General features: G+C 38.8%; 18 protein-coding genes and 1 riboswitch. Of the genes, 13 read left to right on the top strand and 5 right to left on the bottom strand.

Annotated features, from left to right (window positions below; genetic code table 11):
* Positions 1 to 4: 4 nt before the first annotated feature.
* Positions 5 to 1,366, top strand: a complete 1,362-nt coding sequence (gene mgtE, locus OZ002_RS04360; RefSeq protein ID WP_002294561.1) for a magnesium transporter — start codon at positions 5 to 7, stop codon at positions 1,364 to 1,366.
* A gap of 61 nt (positions 1,367 to 1,427) precedes the next feature.
* Here mgtE and OZ002_RS04355 read toward each other — a convergent pair whose 3' ends face one another.
* Positions 1,428 to 2,069 carry a copper homeostasis protein CutC gene (locus OZ002_RS04355; protein WP_002299366.1) on the bottom strand — a complete coding sequence of 214 codons (642 nt, stop codon included), beginning with the start codon at positions 2,067 to 2,069 and terminating at the stop codon, positions 1,428 to 1,430.
* 108 nt (positions 2,070 to 2,177) lie between these two features.
* Here OZ002_RS04355 and OZ002_RS04350 point away from each other — a divergent pair, with 108 nt between their 5' ends.
* The 5 genes from OZ002_RS04350 (at position 2,178) to OZ002_RS04330 (ending at position 7,414) form a co-directional block, all read left to right on the top strand.
* The gene (locus tag OZ002_RS04350; RefSeq protein ID WP_002294559.1) at positions 2,178 to 3,044 is read left to right on the top strand and encodes a methyltransferase domain-containing protein; all 867 of its coding nucleotides are present in this window, start codon (positions 2,178 to 2,180) and stop codon (positions 3,042 to 3,044) included.
* Between the two features lie 220 nt (positions 3,045 to 3,264).
* A complete protein-coding gene (trmL, locus tag OZ002_RS04345; RefSeq protein WP_002289592.1) occupies positions 3,265 to 3,768 on the top strand; it encodes a tRNA (uridine(34)/cytosine(34)/5-carboxymethylaminomethyluridine(34)-2'-O)-methyltransferase TrmL in 504 nt (167 codons plus the stop codon).
* Between the two features lie 48 nt (positions 3,769 to 3,816).
* A complete protein-coding gene (locus OZ002_RS04340; protein ID WP_002294557.1) occupies positions 3,817 to 4,476 on the top strand; it encodes a histidine phosphatase family protein in 660 nt (219 codons plus the stop codon).
* Positions 4,477 to 4,495: 19 nt separating this feature from the next.
* Positions 4,496 to 7,084, top strand: a complete 2,589-nt coding sequence (gene recD2, locus OZ002_RS04335; RefSeq protein WP_156249261.1) for an SF1B family DNA helicase RecD2 — start codon at positions 4,496 to 4,498, stop codon at positions 7,082 to 7,084.
* Between the two features lie 102 nt (positions 7,085 to 7,186).
* On the top strand, positions 7,187 to 7,414 hold the full coding sequence (locus OZ002_RS04330; protein WP_002289596.1) for a hypothetical protein: 228 nt from the start codon (positions 7,187 to 7,189) through the stop codon (positions 7,412 to 7,414).
* Positions 7,415 to 7,523: 109 nt separating this feature from the next.
* Here the strand turns inward: OZ002_RS04330 and OZ002_RS04325 are convergent, their stop codons facing one another.
* Both OZ002_RS04325 and OZ002_RS04320 read right to left on the bottom strand, forming a co-directional pair.
* The gene (locus OZ002_RS04325) at positions 7,524 to 8,153 is read right to left on the bottom strand and encodes a response regulator transcription factor (protein ID WP_010726334.1); all 630 of its coding nucleotides are present in this window, start codon (positions 8,151 to 8,153) and stop codon (positions 7,524 to 7,526) included.
* Entirely contained in the window at positions 8,150 to 9,259 is a 1,110-nt protein-coding gene (locus OZ002_RS04320; protein ID WP_373413087.1) for a sensor histidine kinase, read from the bottom strand. Before OZ002_RS04320 ends, OZ002_RS04325 begins: the two co-directional genes overlap by 4 nt.
* An 86-nt stretch (positions 9,260 to 9,345) precedes the next feature.
* On the opposite strand from OZ002_RS04320, the gene OZ002_RS04315 reads away from it, so the two are divergent.
* The 3 genes from OZ002_RS04315 to OZ002_RS04305 are packed head-to-tail and all read left to right on the top strand — an operon-like array spanning position 9,346 to position 12,596.
* On the top strand, positions 9,346 to 10,278 hold the full coding sequence (locus OZ002_RS04315; protein ID WP_156249273.1) for an ABC transporter ATP-binding protein: 933 nt from the start codon (positions 9,346 to 9,348) through the stop codon (positions 10,276 to 10,278).
* A 13-nt stretch (positions 10,279 to 10,291) separates the two neighbouring features.
* Positions 10,292 to 11,437 carry an ABC transporter permease gene (locus OZ002_RS04310; RefSeq protein WP_002294551.1) on the top strand — a complete coding sequence of 382 codons (1,146 nt, stop codon included), beginning with the start codon at positions 10,292 to 10,294 and terminating at the stop codon, positions 11,435 to 11,437.
* Positions 11,424 to 12,596 carry an ABC transporter permease gene (locus tag OZ002_RS04305; RefSeq protein WP_104765620.1) on the top strand — a complete coding sequence of 391 codons (1,173 nt, stop codon included), beginning with the start codon at positions 11,424 to 11,426 and terminating at the stop codon, positions 12,594 to 12,596. Before OZ002_RS04310 ends, OZ002_RS04305 begins: the two co-directional genes overlap by 14 nt.
* Positions 12,597 to 12,694: 98 nt before the next feature.
* Here the strand turns inward: OZ002_RS04305 and OZ002_RS04300 are convergent, their stop codons facing one another.
* Positions 12,695 to 13,660, bottom strand: coding sequence for a diacylglycerol/lipid kinase family protein (locus OZ002_RS04300; RefSeq protein ID WP_002318552.1), 966 nt, complete (start codon positions 13,658 to 13,660; stop codon positions 12,695 to 12,697).
* Between the two features lie 537 nt (positions 13,661 to 14,197).
* Positions 14,198 to 14,244, top strand: a riboswitch (PreQ1 riboswitch).
* Positions 14,245 to 14,256: 12 nt separating this feature from the next.
* Between OZ002_RS04300 and OZ002_RS04295 the strand changes: the two genes are divergently transcribed.
* Positions 14,257 to 14,760, top strand: coding sequence for a QueT transporter family protein (locus OZ002_RS04295; protein WP_010829737.1), 504 nt, complete (start codon positions 14,257 to 14,259; stop codon positions 14,758 to 14,760).
* Positions 14,761 to 14,815: 55 nt separating this feature from the next.
* On the opposite strand, the gene cbpA is transcribed toward OZ002_RS04295, so the two are convergent.
* The gene (cbpA, locus tag OZ002_RS04290) at positions 14,816 to 15,460 is read right to left on the bottom strand and encodes a cyclic di-AMP binding protein CbpA (RefSeq protein WP_002294577.1); all 645 of its coding nucleotides are present in this window, start codon (positions 15,458 to 15,460) and stop codon (positions 14,816 to 14,818) included.
* A 161-nt stretch (positions 15,461 to 15,621) separates the two neighbouring features.
* Between cbpA and rpmG the strand changes: the two genes are divergently transcribed.
* The 3 genes from rpmG (at position 15,622) to nusG (ending at position 16,614) form a co-directional block, all read left to right on the top strand.
* Positions 15,622 to 15,774, top strand: coding sequence for a 50S ribosomal protein L33 (rpmG, locus tag OZ002_RS04285; protein WP_010727345.1), 153 nt, complete (start codon positions 15,622 to 15,624; stop codon positions 15,772 to 15,774).
* Positions 15,775 to 15,797: 23 nt separating this feature from the next.
* On the top strand, positions 15,798 to 15,968 hold the full coding sequence (gene secE, locus OZ002_RS04280) for a preprotein translocase subunit SecE (protein ID WP_002294579.1): 171 nt from the start codon (positions 15,798 to 15,800) through the stop codon (positions 15,966 to 15,968).
* Positions 15,969 to 16,068: 100 nt separating this feature from the next.
* Entirely contained in the window at positions 16,069 to 16,614 is a 546-nt protein-coding gene (gene nusG, locus OZ002_RS04275; protein WP_002294580.1) for a transcription termination/antitermination protein NusG, read from the top strand.
* Positions 16,615 to 16,648: the final 34 nt, after the last annotated feature.

Here is a 16,648-nt window from a genome sequence, read left to right as displayed (position 1 = left end):
TGGTTTGGATGAAAATCAAGAATTAGAGGAAAGATTTGCCCAGTTGACTCAAGATTTAAGGGAAAATAATATTCAGGCATTCAGAAACAGTTTTTTAGAGATGCATATCTATGAGCAGGGGCAATTCTACCAATCTCTTACAGAAGAGAACAGGCAGCTGATCTATTCCTATCTGTCGCCTAAAGAATTAGCGGATATGTTCGATGTGATTGAAGAAGACAACGAACATATGAAAGAATACCTAGATGAAATGCGTCCTAGCTATGCAGCTGATATGCTTTCTGAGATGTATACAGATAATGCTGTTGACTTGCTTAATACGCTGGATAAAAAGCAAATTGCTAAATATTTAAGTTTGATGTCGGCAGACGATGCCAGTGAAATCAAGGAACTTCTCCATTACGAGGATGAAACAGCTGGCGCGATCATGACAACTGAATTTGTTTCGATCGTAGCCAATCAAACTGTTCGCTCTGCGATGTACGTGCTGAAGAACGAAGCAGATGTAGCTGAAACAATCTATTACATCTATGTCGTTAATCAAGAAGGCCAGCTAGTAGGGGTTATTTCTCTGCGCGACCTAATCGTGAATGATGACGACGCAATGATTTCTGATCTGATGAGCGAACGAGTGCTTTCAGTTCATGTAGGCGACGACCAAGAAGATGTGGCACAAACATTTAGGGATTATGACTTCTTAGCTCTTCCTGTTACCGATTATGATGATCATTTGTTAGGAATCGTCACAGTCGATGATATCATCGACGTTATTGATGATGAAGCTGCTAGCGATTATTCAGGACTTGCCGGGGTCAATGTGGAAGAAATTAATGAAAATCCAGTAAAGGCAGCGTCTCGACGTTTGCCTTGGCTGATCACTCTGTTGTTTTTAGGTATGTCGACCGCTTCTTTAATCAGTCACTATGAAGACTTGGTAAGTGAAGCGAGTATTTTAGCAGTCTTCATTTCGCTGATTACAGGAACTGCCGGTAATGCTGGAACCCAGTCGCTAGCTGTGGCTGTTCGTCGACTTGCGATTTCTGATGAGAAAGATCATGGATTTGTTCGACTTGTTTTGGCTGAAGTCTTGACCGGCGTTGTCACAGGAGCTGTTACGGGGATCACGATTTTTCTAATCGTAGGTTTTTGGAAACATAATTTTATCTTGGGGTTTGTCATAGGGATGGCTATGCTATTTGCAATCACAGTGGCGAATCTTGCAGGTAGTTTAATCCCGATGCTAATGGATCGTCTAGGATTTGATCCAGCAGTAGCAAGCGGTCCCTTTATCACGACTTTGAGCGATTTGACGAGTGTACTGATTTATTTCAATATTGCTTCTTTATTTATGGGCTATTTTATGTAAAAAAACAAAAACATTTGCAATAAGCATTATGCCTGTTGCAAATGTTTTTTTGTTTATAAGATTATAACTGAAGATCCACGATTTTGGTTCCGTGTACTTCGCTTACGTTCAATTCTTTAGCTACATGTGCTGCATTCTCTGCAGTGACACCACCACCAGGCAAAATGATTAAGCGGCCATCTGTATAGGCAATCAATTCCTTAAGCCGTGGGAAATTTTCTACAATAGTTTTGTCAGCAGGACCGCCATGAGTCAAGATACGGTCAACACCATGTTCTACCAGCCAATCGATTGCTTCGAATTGCCGATCTTCAGGAATACTGTCAAAAGCCATATGGAAGGTGATCTGCAACCCTTCTGCTGTTTCGATCAATAGTTCTAAGGCCTCTTCGTCTAGCCAGCCTGAAGGAGTAAGACAACCAAATACTACGCCATCCGTCCCTAATTTCTTTGCTTCAATCAAATCAGTATGCATGATTTTCAATTCGATATCGTTATAGACGAAGTCGCCCCCTCTAGGACGAATAATCGTCATTACGGGGATATCTTTTTCCCCAGCATAACTTAACGTTTCTTCGATCACACCAGTACTCGGGGTTGTGCCACCGACCGCTAAGTTGTCACACAATTCGATCCGATCGGCTCCTCTAGAAATTGCTAGAGGAATAGATGTGTAGTTTTCAGCGCAAAATTCTTTGATCATCTAATCTTCTCCTTTATCTTTCACTTTCTTCTAGGCATTGTATCATATTTTTAGCAGTTGCCAAAGTGAGCATCTAACGGTAAGATAAAACAGAAATGAGGGGGAACTATGTTAAAAAAAATCGACCGAGGACGCCAGTTTTTGGCAGAAAATCATCAGCTGTTCCGCTGTCCGGTTTGCCAAGAAGAAGTAAAAAAGTCTGATAATGGCTTGATATGCAAAAATAATCACCGTTTTGACCTTTCCAAAAAAGGAACACTTTATTTTTTATCCCATGCGGTTAAAACAGAATACGATCAAGGAATGTTCGTTCCAAGGCGTAGAATGATCCAATCTGGCATGTATCAGCCCGTTATTGAGACTATTGCGCAGCATTTACCTGAAGAAGTCTCGCTATTAGATGTTGGCTGCGGAGAAGGTAGCTTCTTGAATGAACTTTCAAAATTGAAAAAGATTCAAAATGCTGTTGGATTTGATATTTCAAAAGAAGGAGTCTACGCAGCTACAGAACAATCTGCCGAAGCATTTTGGTGTGTAGCTGATTTGACCAATTTGCCGTTTGCTGATCAAACATTCAACGCGGTTTTAAATATCTTTTCGCCTTCTCATTACCAAGAATTCCAACGTGTACTCTCAGAAGATGGAGAAGTGTTGAAGGTGGTGCCACAAGAAAATTATTTAAAGGAACTACGTCAGGCTTTTTATCCGAATCAACCTGAAAAACAGAGTTATTCCAATGAACGTGTAGTAGCCAAGTTTGCTGAAGCAATGAAATTAACTGAACGTCAGCGTGTAACCTATGAATTTGAGATACCAGAGGAAAATCAAAAAGACCTTTTGGCCATGTCACCTTTAGAGTGGCAGGTAGAAGAGCGAATCAAAGCAGACTTATATAAGAATCCTTTGAAGAAGATTACAATTGACATAGAATTATTAAAAGGAACTAAGAGAAAACGTTTTTCTAGCAGTTTTTAATGAGTAGAGGTTGCAAAAAAAAGTTGAGGGTGTTATATTAGCAACAAGTTGTTTTTTCATTGGTTTTTATCAGGTTCCTGTTCTGATAAAAGTTAGTGAGAAGAGCTTCACTAACGTAACGACTCGCAGTGACTGACACCGAGTTGATACGTTTTTTTTTATGCAAAAATCAAATTGTCAGAAAATAGAAACGAACATAAATATGAGAGGAATGATCCTGATGAATCATATCGTTTTATTTGAACCATTAATCCCTGCAAACACTGGAAATATTGCCCGTACGTGTGCAGCCACGAATACTCCGCTTCATTTAATCGAGCCACTAGGTTTTTCAACTGATGACAAACATCTAAAACGGGCAGGGTTGGATTATTGGAATGATGTAAATATTACTTACCACAGTAATTTAGAAGCTTTTTTAACATTTTTAGGTAATCGTAAACTACATTTGATCTCAAAATTTGCCCATAAAGTATATAGTGACGAAAATTTTGCTGATGGAGAAGAGCACTTCTTTTTATTTGGAAAAGAAACAACCGGTTTGCCAGAAACATTTATGCGTGAAAACGAAGAAAAGTGTTTACGCATCCCTATGAATGATGAGCATGTCCGCTCATTGAATTTATCGAATACAGCTGCAATGATAGTGTATGAAGCACTTCGCCAGCAAGGATTCCCTAATTTAGAATTGACGCATCACTATGAAAATGACAAGCTGGATTAGACAGTTTATTATAGAGTAAAATAAAAGAAAGACAGGAGTTTGCTGCGTATGGAACTATATTTTACCCGACATGGGAAGACACAATGGAATCAGGAAAGACGTTTTCAAGGGAGCAATGGCGATTCTCCGCTTTTGCCACAAAGTTACGAAGAAATCAAAGCATTTGGGAAAAAGGTAAAATATGTTCCTTTTAAAGCAATTTATTCCAGTACAGCAAAGCGAGCACGTGATACAGCAGAAGGTATCAACAAAGAGCTTGCTCGTCCGGTAGAGATTTTTTATACAGATAAGCTAAGAGAACTAGGGCTGGGTACTTTAGAAGGTCAGTCGATCGATGAAATGTACCAGAAATATCCGGATAATCTGCCGAATTTGCGTAATCATTTAGATCTGTACGATCCTTCTCCTTTTCACGGAGAAACGATTGAATCGGCAATCACACGTATCGAAACTGTTGTAGCAGATGCGGTTGCCCAACATAAAGATGGCCCACTTTTATTCGTAGGACATGGAGCTTCTTTAACTGCAGCCATTCAATGGATGACAGGAAAAGAGCTAAGTGAGTTGCGTGAAATGGGTGGATTGTTCAATAGTAGTTTGACGATTTTAGAGACTGAAGAGCCTTGCAGATTATTGCCATATGAACTGAAAGTATGGAACCAAACAGATTTTTTAGGAACTGAAACAGCACCAGAACCTTTATTATAGAAGAAGGAGGCGGCTTCCGATGCAGCCAGAAGAAATGCCTTATTTCGTTGGTACAGTTGCCGCGATTTTTTTTCAAAATCCTAGTAATTTTTACAAAGTGCTTTTGGTACACATCAGTGAAACCACAGCTGATTACCGTGAAAAAGAGATTGTAGTCACCGGAAGTTTCGGCGATATTCAAGAAAATGAGACTTATCGTTTTTATGGAGAATTAGTGGATCATCCTAAATACGGAAGGCAGCTTAAACTCGAAAGATATGAGCAAGAAAAGCCAACAACTGCAAATGGGATCGTAGCGTATCTTTCCAGCGAAAAATTCCCAGGAATCGGGAAGAAAACAGCAGAAAAAATTGTAGAATTGCTGGGAGAAGATGCTATCGAAAAAATCATTGCTGATCCTTCGGTATTAAAACAAATCTCCGGTTTGACGAAGCCAAAAAGAGAAATGCTTGCTGAGACGATTCGGCTAAACCACGGGATGGATCAAGTGATCATGGGACTGAATCGTTACGGGTTCGGTAGTCAGTTAGCTTTCAGTATCTACCAGGCCTATAAGAACGAGTCTTTGGATATCATCGAAGAAAATCCGTACCAGCTAGTCGAAGACATAGAAGGAATCGGGTTCAAACGTGCAGATAATCTAGCCGAACAAATCGGTATTGCAGCAGATTCACCGAGAAGAATTCGAGCAGCTATCTTGCATCAGATTTTTCAGCATGCAGTTCAAACAGGAGATACATACGTACCGGCGGAGACATTGCTTCAGCAAACGATCCGTATTTTAGAAACAAGTCGCCCAATTGAAATCCAGCCTAATCAGGTTGCTACTGTAATTATCCAACTTGTTGAAGAAGGAAAGATACAACAAGAAGAGACTAATCTTTACGAAAACAGTTTGTACTTTTCTGAATGGGGGATCGGTAATTCGATCCAGCGCCTTCTCAGTCGTAAAAAAGAAATCCATTATCCTGAAAAAGAAGTGCAGAAGAATATTCGGCGTATCGAAAAAATATTCGGCATACAGTATGGACCTTCGCAAGAACAAGCTATCGCTGAAGCAATCCGTTCCCCTCTATTTATTTTAACAGGAGGACCAGGTACGGGGAAAACTACTGTGATCAACGGAATCGTCAATCTTTTTGCAGAGTTGAACGGACTGGAATTGGATCCTTCAAAATATACCCAAGAAATTTTTCCTATTCTACTTGCAGCACCAACTGGCCGAGCAGCTAAACGAATGAACGAAACGACAGGTCTGCCTGCCAGTACGATCCATCGTCTTCTGGGGCTGAATGGACGGGAAAAAACACCTTCAGTCAGTACGAAAGAATTAGAAGGCGGACTTTTGATTGTTGATGAGATGTCTATGGTCGATACATGGCTGGCTAACACATTATTCAAAGCGATTCCGACGAATATGCAAGTTATCTTAGTAGGAGACAAAGATCAGCTTCCCTCTGTCGGTCCTGGTCAAGTACTTCATGATCTTTTGGAAATCGAACAAATTCCCAAAATGGAACTCAATCAGATTTATCGGCAAGGTGATGGTTCTAGTATTATTCCTCTTGCCCATGAGATCAAAGAAGGACGTCTGCCAAAAGATTTCACAAAGAATCAAAAAGATCGTTCCTATTTCCGAAGTGATGCTTATCAAATTGAACCCTTGATCTCTAAAATTGTGGAAAAAGCGAAAAATAAGGGATTCCGTGCACAAGATATCCAAGTATTAGCACCAATGTATCGGGGACCTGCAGGGATCGATGCGTTAAATAAAATGATGCAGGAGATATTCAATCCAGGGAAACCTGGAAAAAAGGAAGTACATTGGAACGACACCGTTTATCGGATAGGAGACAAAGTCCTCCAATTAGTCAATACTCCCGAATTGAATGTATTCAATGGAGATATGGGAGAAATCACGGGTATCATCTTGGCAAAAGATTCTGAAGATAAAGTGGATGAATTAGTTATCCAGTTTGATGCAAATGAGGTCACTTATAAAAGAAACGAATGGAATAAAATCACTCTTTCTTATTGTTGCTCAATCCATAAATCACAAGGCAGTGAATTCAAGATGGTTATTTTGCCCATGGTCCATCAATATCAGCGAATGCTTCAGCGTAATTTGCTCTACACGGCAGTGACCCGCAGTAAGGAACTGTTGATTTTGTTAGGGGAAGAGCAAGCCTATGTCACTTGTGTAGCGAATGAATCAGCAAGCCGGATGACTACGTTGAAATCAAGGATCATAGATAATGATAAAATGAATATCACTCTCCGGACCAAACTAGCAGCTTATGAAGATTCTTTGGTCGGAAATGATCCATTTGAAGATGGGAACTATACAAAAGAGCCACGGGTTGTAAAAGAAAAGCTACCTGTAGAAGATGACAGTGGGACGAATGAATCGAAAAAACAAGTAACGGAAACAGTGGAACCAGATCTGTTTTCTTCATTTGTTGGAGAAGAAAAGAAAGAAGAGGTAGAACCTGCTGTTTCTAAAGATTTCGTTCTTACAGCAGAAGTGATCGATAACCAGTTAGTAGATCCGATGATTGGTATGGAAAACAGTTCTCCCTACGATTTTATACCGGCAAAAAATGCTTGATTTTAAAGATGAGAAATAGCTAAAAATGATCGTTGGTTAGCGTTTTCTTTTGTTTTTTCAGTGTGATATGCTAAGCTGAAATCAAAAGGGGGGCGTTACTTTATGGCTAAAGAAACCGAAGATAAATTAGCGAAATTAGCAAAAGAATCTGGCAATGACTTTAAAAAGTTAGATGAGATGGAAAAAGAATTCAAATTGAATGAAAGTCCTGATGTAGAACGAGACGATCGTGAAGAATCAAAACTAGAAAAAACGTTAGACAAGGCGCCTATTTTTCCGCCTAACACGCCGAACAATCCAACGAATCCTGGCAGCCCTGCGAATCCTTGATTCTTTCAATCGTGAGGAAATGGTTTGCGGGACAATTGAATAGAAGATGTGAAAAAAACCTGAATGATGCGAAGGAGCATCATTCAGGTTTTTTTGTGTTAGATAAGACTTATTGCAAATGCTGATAAAAATAGATAGCCAATTGCGTGCGATCCCGTAAATCTAGCTTTTCTAGTAATTGGCTGATGTAATTGCGAACAGTGCCGTCACTCAAGTACAAGGCATCTGCAATTTCTTTATTGTTTTTCCCGGCAGCTACTTCTTTGATGATTGCAAGCTCACGTTCACTAAAAGAAGCATAAGCATGACTATCAATCGTCGGTTTATTCTTCAACATTTGAGTGAAAGTCTCGATGATTTCATTACCAAATACGGCCTGTCCATTATAAGCGGATTTGACAGAAGGAATAATCGCTTGCAAGTTCTGTTTGATTAAATACCCTTTGACACCGATGGAAAATGCTTCGCGGATGTATTCTTCATCTTTGAATGTCGTCAAAAGCAAAAGGATGGCTTTGGGAAATTTAGCCAAAATTTCTTTGGCAGCATCGATGCCCGTTTGTTTAGGCATGCGGATGTCCGTCAGCAAAACATCGGGACGATGGGTTTCGTATAAGACTAGCGCATCCTTGGCACAATGACCAATGCCTAACACACGGATCTCTTTCGTGCTTTCTAAAATGGTTTGTAACGATTTCGTCACAAATGGATCATCATCAATAATGACTACTGTTATCATTGGTGTCCCTCCCTTGGTAAAATGATCGTTAACTGAAATTGCTGGTTTTCTTGGAAAATATGGACTTGTCCCTTTTGTTCTTGAACACGTTGACGCATCGTTTTCAAACCAATACCGGGAGCAGAATTTTTTTGTGGGCTGGTGCCATCATTCGTGATTTGCAAGCGATAAAAGGCCGGCAACGTTCGAAAATGTAAAACAACGGTTTTGGCATGACTATGTTTGATACTGTTGGTTAAGGCTTCTTTGATGACCATTAAGAAGCAGTTTTGCTGCGTTTCATTCAATCCTTCAAACAAGTTTCCTTCAATCGTAACAGAAGAAGGAAAATCAGCGATCAGAAACTCTAAGGAGTGTTGAAAAGAGATCGATGTCTCATGGAGGTCATGGACACTTTGACGAATCCGATCCATCCCAGTGTGAACGGTGGCACTTAAATTTTCTAATGGTTCTTTTAGTTTTGGTTCTTGATTGATCATTTCAAGCGCACCAATTTGTAAAATCGCACTTGACAGCAGATGACCGACATTGTCATGGATGTCTCGGGCAATTCGGTTCCGTTCTTCCACAATTTGCAAGGCTAATTGTGTTTCTTGTGACAGGGCCAATACTTTATTTTGTTCCGATAACTCTTGTTGTTTTTCCCAATGAGTATCTTTGGAGACAATGTACTTTTTCTCAAGATCGGTCGTTCGTTGATCTTTTTTTCGTAAGTAAAAGGAAAAAAACAGCAAAATTACGACAAAGGCGACCTTGATGGGGGGATGATTACCAACCGTCGAAATCAACAAAAAACCTAACAAAAACAAGTAATCAAGGTGGCTTTCTTCAGGGGCGATCACTCGCATCGTCGCTGGCAGAAACAGGACAAGATCAGGTAAAAAGGCACATAAAAGAAATAGAATAACTTGGAAAATCCAATTTGGCTTTGTAGGCAGTAAATAACTGACACCAGTGAATAAAACGGCGATCAATAAATAGATAACTTGCATAGCAACGAATCCTTGACTTACCAGCAAAAGCAATGAGATAACCAGTAGAAAGCTAGTTTCGTTGAGTAGCCGAGATTTATGCATAGCAGACTCCTTCATTGTGACAAATGTCATGTGTGGTTTAGCCAATCGTCACTAGTTTCTTTTCTTGCACTTTATTATAGTCAGATCAACAAGAAATTTGGAAGGAGTTTTTCATGATGATTATCGAAATTGATAAATTAGTCAAACGCTATGGAGATTTTGTAGCATTGAATCATTTTGATCTGCAAGTACAAGAAGGAGAAGTCTTAGGTCTGTTAGGACCAAACGGCAGTGGGAAATCGACTGCCATCAACTGTATGCTTTCTTTGTTAAATTATGACAAAGGAACCATTAAATTGTTCGGGACAACAATGACTCCTGAAAATTATGCTGTCAAGGCAATGATTGGGGTCGTTCCTCAAGACGTTGCGGTCTTTGACGAACTAAGTGTGCAAGAAAATATCGATTATTTTTGCGGTTTATATGTTTCCGAAAAAGAGAAAAGGAAAGCCTTGATTGAAGAGGTGATTCAATTAGTGGGATTAGAAAAATATGTTTCGTTTCGTCCAGGAGAACTTAGTGGTGGCTTGAAACGTCGGTTGAACATCGCATGTGGGATTGCCCACAAGCCGCGGTTAATTTTTTTAGATGAGCCGACAGTAGCTGTAGACCCCCAAAGTCGGAATAAAATTTTAGAAAGTATCAAGGAGCTGAATCGACAAGGAGCAACCATTGTCTATACAACACATTACATGGAAGAAGTAGAAATTCTTTGCGACCAGATCGTGATCATGGATCAAGGACAGGTGATTGCTAAAGGAACCAAAGAATCTCTAAAAGATATGGTACGGACGGCGGTTCGTTTGACGATCGACATCCCATTACTCCCAGAAAACGTGTTGTCAGCGATTCAGCGAACAATAGCTTCTGATGGAATCGCTTATAAAAAAGGTCAGCTCCAAGTAACAACTACTGAACTAAATACAGTATTGTTGCCGATTCTTACAATCTTACAAGAAGAAAAGATCAGTTACGGAAAAATAGCAACCAAAGAAGCGTCCTTGAATGATGTCTTTTTAGAGATTACTGGCAAGGATTTGAGAGACTAGAGGAGGGGAAATAATGTTTTGGCATTTTTATAAATATCGCACAAAAATACTGCTGCGAAATAAATCCATGTTGTTTTGGACATTGGCCTTTCCAATTCTTTTAGGATTGATGTTTATGGCGGCCTTTGGCGAGATTGATCAAGGTGGCAATCTCGAAACGATTAATACTGGAATTGTAATCAAAGCGGATCAAACAGCGCTTTCGGAAAATTTTACCACAGTCTTAGAACAAGTCGAAGTCAATGATAAACCATTATTTGAAGTACAGGAACTATCGGAAGTAGAAGCGAATGAAAAGCTAAATGCAGATGATTTGGCTGGTTTTTATCTCATTGATGGTTCATCTGTTTCGCTCCATGTGGGTCAAGCAGGAATGAGTCAGACGTTGATGAAAAACGTCATGGATCAATTTTTACAGCGTATTGGTATAATTTCGAGTAAAGTGGCAGAAGTGGAGAACGTTGATCTCGCGCCCATCATGACTGTTTTTGAACAAGAAGTATCTTTTCAAGAAGTTCATGCAGGTCGTAATATGAGTTTCAAAAGTTTTTATTTCTTCACTCTGATTGGAATGGCGATTCTCTACGGGACGATGTGGGGGGTCCGCAATGTACAGGATCAGCAAGCAAATCAATCGTCAAATGGTATTCGCTTGTCCTTGATTCCTAGAAAGCAATCGTTAGTTTCAATCGCTAATTTGGCAGCAAGCTTTACGATTGTTTTGACAGAGATTTATATTATGTTAGCTGTCTTTCGTTTTATCTATCAAGTAGACTTTGGTGAACGTTGGCAATGGTTGATGATTGTTACCGCTCTGGGGTCGTTGTGTGCGATTTTGTTAGGTACATTGGTTGGTAATTTGATACCAAAAATGAATCTGGTGCAAAAGGATAGCATCTTGATTTCAGTGACGATTGCGATGAGCTTTTTTGCTGGTATGATGGGGTCGGAACAAGTGAAGTATTGGATTGATCTTCATATTCCGATTGTTGGTCAATTAAATCTCGTCAACTTGATCAGCGAAAGTTTGTATAAACTTTATTTCTACACTGATTTGGCTAGTTTTTATACCAATCTTCTATGGTTGATCGGATTTATTTTCCTTTTTGCGTTAGGAAATGCTTGGATGGAAAGAGGGGTGCGTTATGACGCTTTATAAAACGATTTGGACATTGCTTAAAGCAAATAAATCGAATTTACTGATAGGTGTAATTATCACTGTTGTTGCCACATTCTTTTTTGCGCAAAATATTGATGTTGAAAATACCTCTCTGCAAGATGCGAAAATCGCCTTGATTAGTGAAGAAGAGTCGCCTGTAGTCGATGGCCTTCGTAAATATTTGAATGACAAGGAAACAGTCGTTACATTGGATGGAACCTCACAAAAAGAAATCGATGATGCTCTTTATTTTAATCGTGTAAACATTATCTTACATCTGCCTGCAGACTTTACCGAACAAGTCGAAGTAGGAAAGATGCCGACGATCAAGATACAGAGTCGCCCAGATGCCTTTTCTAAAACAGTTGTTACACAGCAAGTGAACACCTTTTTGCAAACACTGATTCTGTTTCAAGAAGAAGATAAAACAATCGATGCAGCTATGGAACAGACACAAATGGCACTCTCGGTTACTGGAGAAGTTGAGCTAAGTGCGGGATATAGTCAGCGGATGAAAAAGCTGTTGACGGGCACAACCTTTAATTTCTTGTCTTATGGGTTGTTTCTATCCATTTTTAGCGGTTTCAGCGTCATCAATCTAGCGTTTAATCGCAAAGAGATCAGTAAACGAAACCAGAGTGCGCCCATTACCAAACGAAACTTGAATCGCAAAGTAACCTTTAGTTTGATTAGTTACTCGCTGCTGTTGTTCAGTGGCTTCTTACTTCTAATGGTTCTGTTAGTGATCCACACCTCGTGGGATATAACGGTATGGTATCATATTTTAAATACTTTCTTGTTTTTATTGCCGGTCATTAGCTTTTCGGCTTGTATCACTTCATTGGTAAAAAACTCAGAAACCAGCAGTGGGATCAAAGATATTTTTATCACAGGCAGTTGCTTTATCGGTGGGGTGTTTGTACCAGCAGAATACTTGCCAGAAATGGTTAGCAAAATAGCGGCATTCACACCAACATATTGGTTTGTTCAAAATAATAACTTGATCAGTGAAACACTCAGTTACAATCAAACATTTGCAGAATCTTTTTGGTTCAATGGTTGTGTCTTAGTTGCTTTTGCTGCGGTGTTTTCAATGATCCAATTTATTTTGGGTAAAGAAAGAAACTATCGATGGCAACCCAATTGGGCAAAGAATTAACTGCATAGTAAAAAAAGGACTGTGACAAAAGTCGTGTCACAGTCCTTTTTTCCGAATAAACGGTGTTCCAGATGTAGCTTCTGACAAAACCTCTTTTATTAACACCAAAACAACTGTTTAGTTGTGGTTATTGTGATATCAAAAGGTCGTTTTTCCATTTCTTCTCCATCTTCTTGACCATGTTGCGGTGTTGTTGAAACGATACGTAATCTGTTTGTTGTGTAGTGATGGAAATATTTCGATTTCAATTGTTTTTTCTGTATAAGTAAAAGAATGAGCCACAAGATTTTAAAGAAATTGATTCGTTCGACCACGACAAAATCAATGACTGGTTTAGACGCATCAGCAGTTGGAACAATCGCGATTCCTCCGCCAAAAAAAGGATGCTTCGTTGCTGTACATAAAAATGCGTTTGAAAAACTTAATTGTTTTCCTCCTGCATCTACCAGAATTGGAAATCCTTTTTGAGTGAATAAAGCACGGAGAATAGAGAATAAATACGAAAATGATCCTAAGTTGTATTTGTTCAATCGCTTTTTTGTGGAAGAATGATTTGTCGCATGGACGATAGCTGCATCTAATCCTATACCGAAATTATTAACAGCTATTCCTTTTTTTTCACTTATTTTTTCTTCATAAGCCATTATGTGGACTTTTTCTGGTGATTGAGCTGCTAAAATCAGCTGAAGTCCTTTTTTGGGATTTTTTGGAAGGCCTGCCCCTCGAGCAAAATCATTTCCAGAACCTGCTGGAATATAAGCAACTGGGAATTCTACTTCCATCTGATAGAAAGTATCAAGTACCTGATGTAAGGTGCCGTCACCTCCTACGATGATCAAAAGGGGGAAAATATCGATTGTTTTCTGTTCTTCTTCTATCCAAGGAATCAATGTTTCTTTTGCCAAAGTTTCAGCAATCTCAGCATCGTGTCCTTTGTATTCACTATAATGAAGTGTATAGTCAATATGCTTATTTTTTAATACCGGTAAAATTCTTTCTGCTACTTTATAGCCATTTCCGCTGCCTGCCGATGGATTGATCAATATATGATAATGGAATTTCATAATTTCCTCCTGCTATTCAATAAAACAAGATATTTTAATACTCCTGTTTGCTGGTTAACCAATAATTAGCAAGCTTTTTCTATTTTTTGAATGAAAGAAACTTGTTTTTTCAAAAAAATCTGTTACAAAATTAATTCTTGGTTATTATAGCAGAAGTCTAGGAAAATGAAAAAGGTCCGAAGACCGAAAAACACAAAAAAGCCTAGCAAGCGCATGATCCATTACTTACGTAAGGAGAAGTTCCAAGGTTCGGCATGTCCACTTAGATCTTCAGCTGCTTGCTAGACCGTTCTCTAGTAAGAGGTTGCTCAAATTCCCACATCCTTTTTTATTTATTTAAGTTTCACAACAATTCTGTTCTTGCAGATCCTACTTCGTCTGCTTTACTGGGAATTCTTATGACCCCTTACACTTACTTTATACCATATCCCACGATTTTTAGCAAACGTTTACATTATTTAAGCTTTTGCTTTTTTAAAAGCAGATAAGACGGATTGAAATAAATGAAAAGTCTGTTATAATTATTGTTTGTTTCACATAACCGCGGTTCATCAACCATCCCGCGTTAAAAAAACTAGGAGAAAAGAGGAGAGAAAATGCAAAAAACGAAAAGCAGACAACGGTTATCCGTAATCGTTGTAAATGGCATCATCATGGCTCTTTATCTAGCGTTAACTATTTTAGTTGCGCCTGTATCCTCAGGGCCGATCCAGTTTCGTATTTCAGAAAGTTTGAATCATTTAGTTGTCTTTAACCGTAAATTGCTTGGGGGAGTTTTAGGCGGGGTCATCGTCTATAATGCCTTCTTTGGTTTTGGTATCATGGATGTGGTTTTTGGTGGCGGCCAAACATTGCTTTCTTTAGGCCTGACAGCTTTATTGCAAAACAAAGTGAAAAATGTAAAGATGCGTTTAGTATTGAACACGATCTTCTTTACCATCAGCATGGGACTGATTGCTTATATGTTAGTTCCAACAGGTGGCCAAGCATTTTGGACAACCTATGGCACGCTTGCATTAAGTGAGTTTATCGTCATGGCTGTTTCAGCACCATTGATGTATTATTTAGATCGCGCGCTTGATTTTGAAAAGCGTGTCTAATTATAAAAAGCGAAAAAAGAAAGCAGATTAGCTGTTTTCTTTTTTCGCTTTTTGATTATGCTTCTTGGTTTTGCAAATTTTCAATTTCTACCACTTTATAATTCTTTTTCTCTAAGTGGTTGACGATCGTTTCACATACTTTCGCTTCAGTGTTAGCCGGTAGCGTGATCAATGTACGTCGAATGTATTCGTCTTTTTCGATATCAAGAGTAATACAGCTGGCAATGCTGCTGTGTTTTGAAATGATTTTTGCAATAGCAGCCAAATCTCCTTGCTTTCCTGTGGAGGCAATTGTCAGTACATAGCTTCCTTGTTCTACGCTCCAAGATTGAGAGAGCATATTAAGCAACGTACTATGTGTCAAAATACCATAAAAATGATTTTCACTGTCAAGGACAGCAATATAAGGAAGCTCTTTGATCGTAAAGAATACTTTGAAGAAAGAAGTATCCAGGTAAATGAACTTTGTAGCGTTTTTCAAAAGATGAGTGACAGGAAGCGTCATATCACCGCCATTTGCTTTATGACGATAGATATGCATTTTGTAAATGTTTCCACGGAAAATATTACCTGAAGAATCTAAGATCGGCACACAACGGTATCCGGAAGTTTCTAAAATTTTTAATGCTTCTTCTAATGTACTAGTCTCTGTAACGGTTGTCAGATCTTTTTTCTTATATACAAGTGTTTTTAATAGCATCGCTATACCTCCAATTGTCTCATTTTAGCTTAATTTCAAATTAATCATATCATAATTTTATCCAAAACAATAGATAGTTTATTTCACAAATTGACAAGTAAAAAGTTACGTGATACTGTTATGAAGTATAAGTCTGATTCTCAGCAAGGGGGCAGAAGTAAATGGCAAAGAAAAAAGCAGCACTCGCTTGTTCCATTTGTGGGTCTCGCAACTACACAAAATCAGTCAGTGAAGGAAAAAGCGGCGAACGTTTGGAAATCAATAAGTTTTGTAAATATTGTAATCAATATACATTACATAAAGAAACGAAATAAACAGTAGCAAGGGAGGTTGTCTCATGAAATTTCTAAAAAGCGTAAAAGATGAAATCAAACAAGTAACTTGGCCAAGCAGAAAACAACTCCGTAAAGATACGTTAGTAGTCATCGAAACTTCTATTATTTTCGGATTGATGTTTTACGTAATGGATACAGCCATCCAAAGTTTATTTGGCTGGATCTTAAAATAACTCGCTAGCCACAACGTACTTTTAGTGCTATAATGAAGCGAAAGAAAAACTTCGGGTGTACTGAGGTTTTTTTATTTTACAATGAAATGAGGAGCCTTCAATGGAATCTTTTGAAAAAAACTGGTATGTCTTGCATACATATTCAGGATATGAAAACAAAGTAAAAGCAAATATCGAATCTCGTGCGCAAAGTATGAAAATGGCCGACTTTATTTTCCGTGTCGTTGTTCCTGAAGAAAAAGAAACTGAAGTCAAAAATGGGAAAGAAAAAGAAATCGTTCATAAAACATTCCCAGGATACGTACTTGTTGAAATGATCATGACAGACGCTTCATGGTATGTTGTCCGCAACACACCTGGTGTGACAGGATTCGTTGGTTCACACGGAGCCGGAAGCAAACCAGCACCATTACTTCCAGAAGAAGTCAATCATATCTTGCGTTCTATCGGTATGAGCCTGCGACAAAATGATCTAGAAGTAGAAGTTGGCGAAGTCGTGAAAATCATCGAAGGCGCATTTGCTGGATTAGAAGGACAAGTAACAGAAGTTGACGGAGAAAAAGAAAAATTGAAAGTCAACATCGATATGTTTGGACGTGAAACCAGTACAGAACTTGATTTCGATCAAGTAGATAAAATCGATTAATAAAGAGACTTGAAATGTTGATCATATGATTGGC

Source organism: Enterococcus sp. E4-150, assembly GCF_035726465.1.
Lineage (GTDB): Bacteria > Bacillota > Bacilli > Lactobacillales > Enterococcaceae > Enterococcus_B > Enterococcus_B faecium.
Note: the sequence above shows the minus strand (reverse complement) of the source record. Positions and strands in the feature narration are given on the sequence as shown.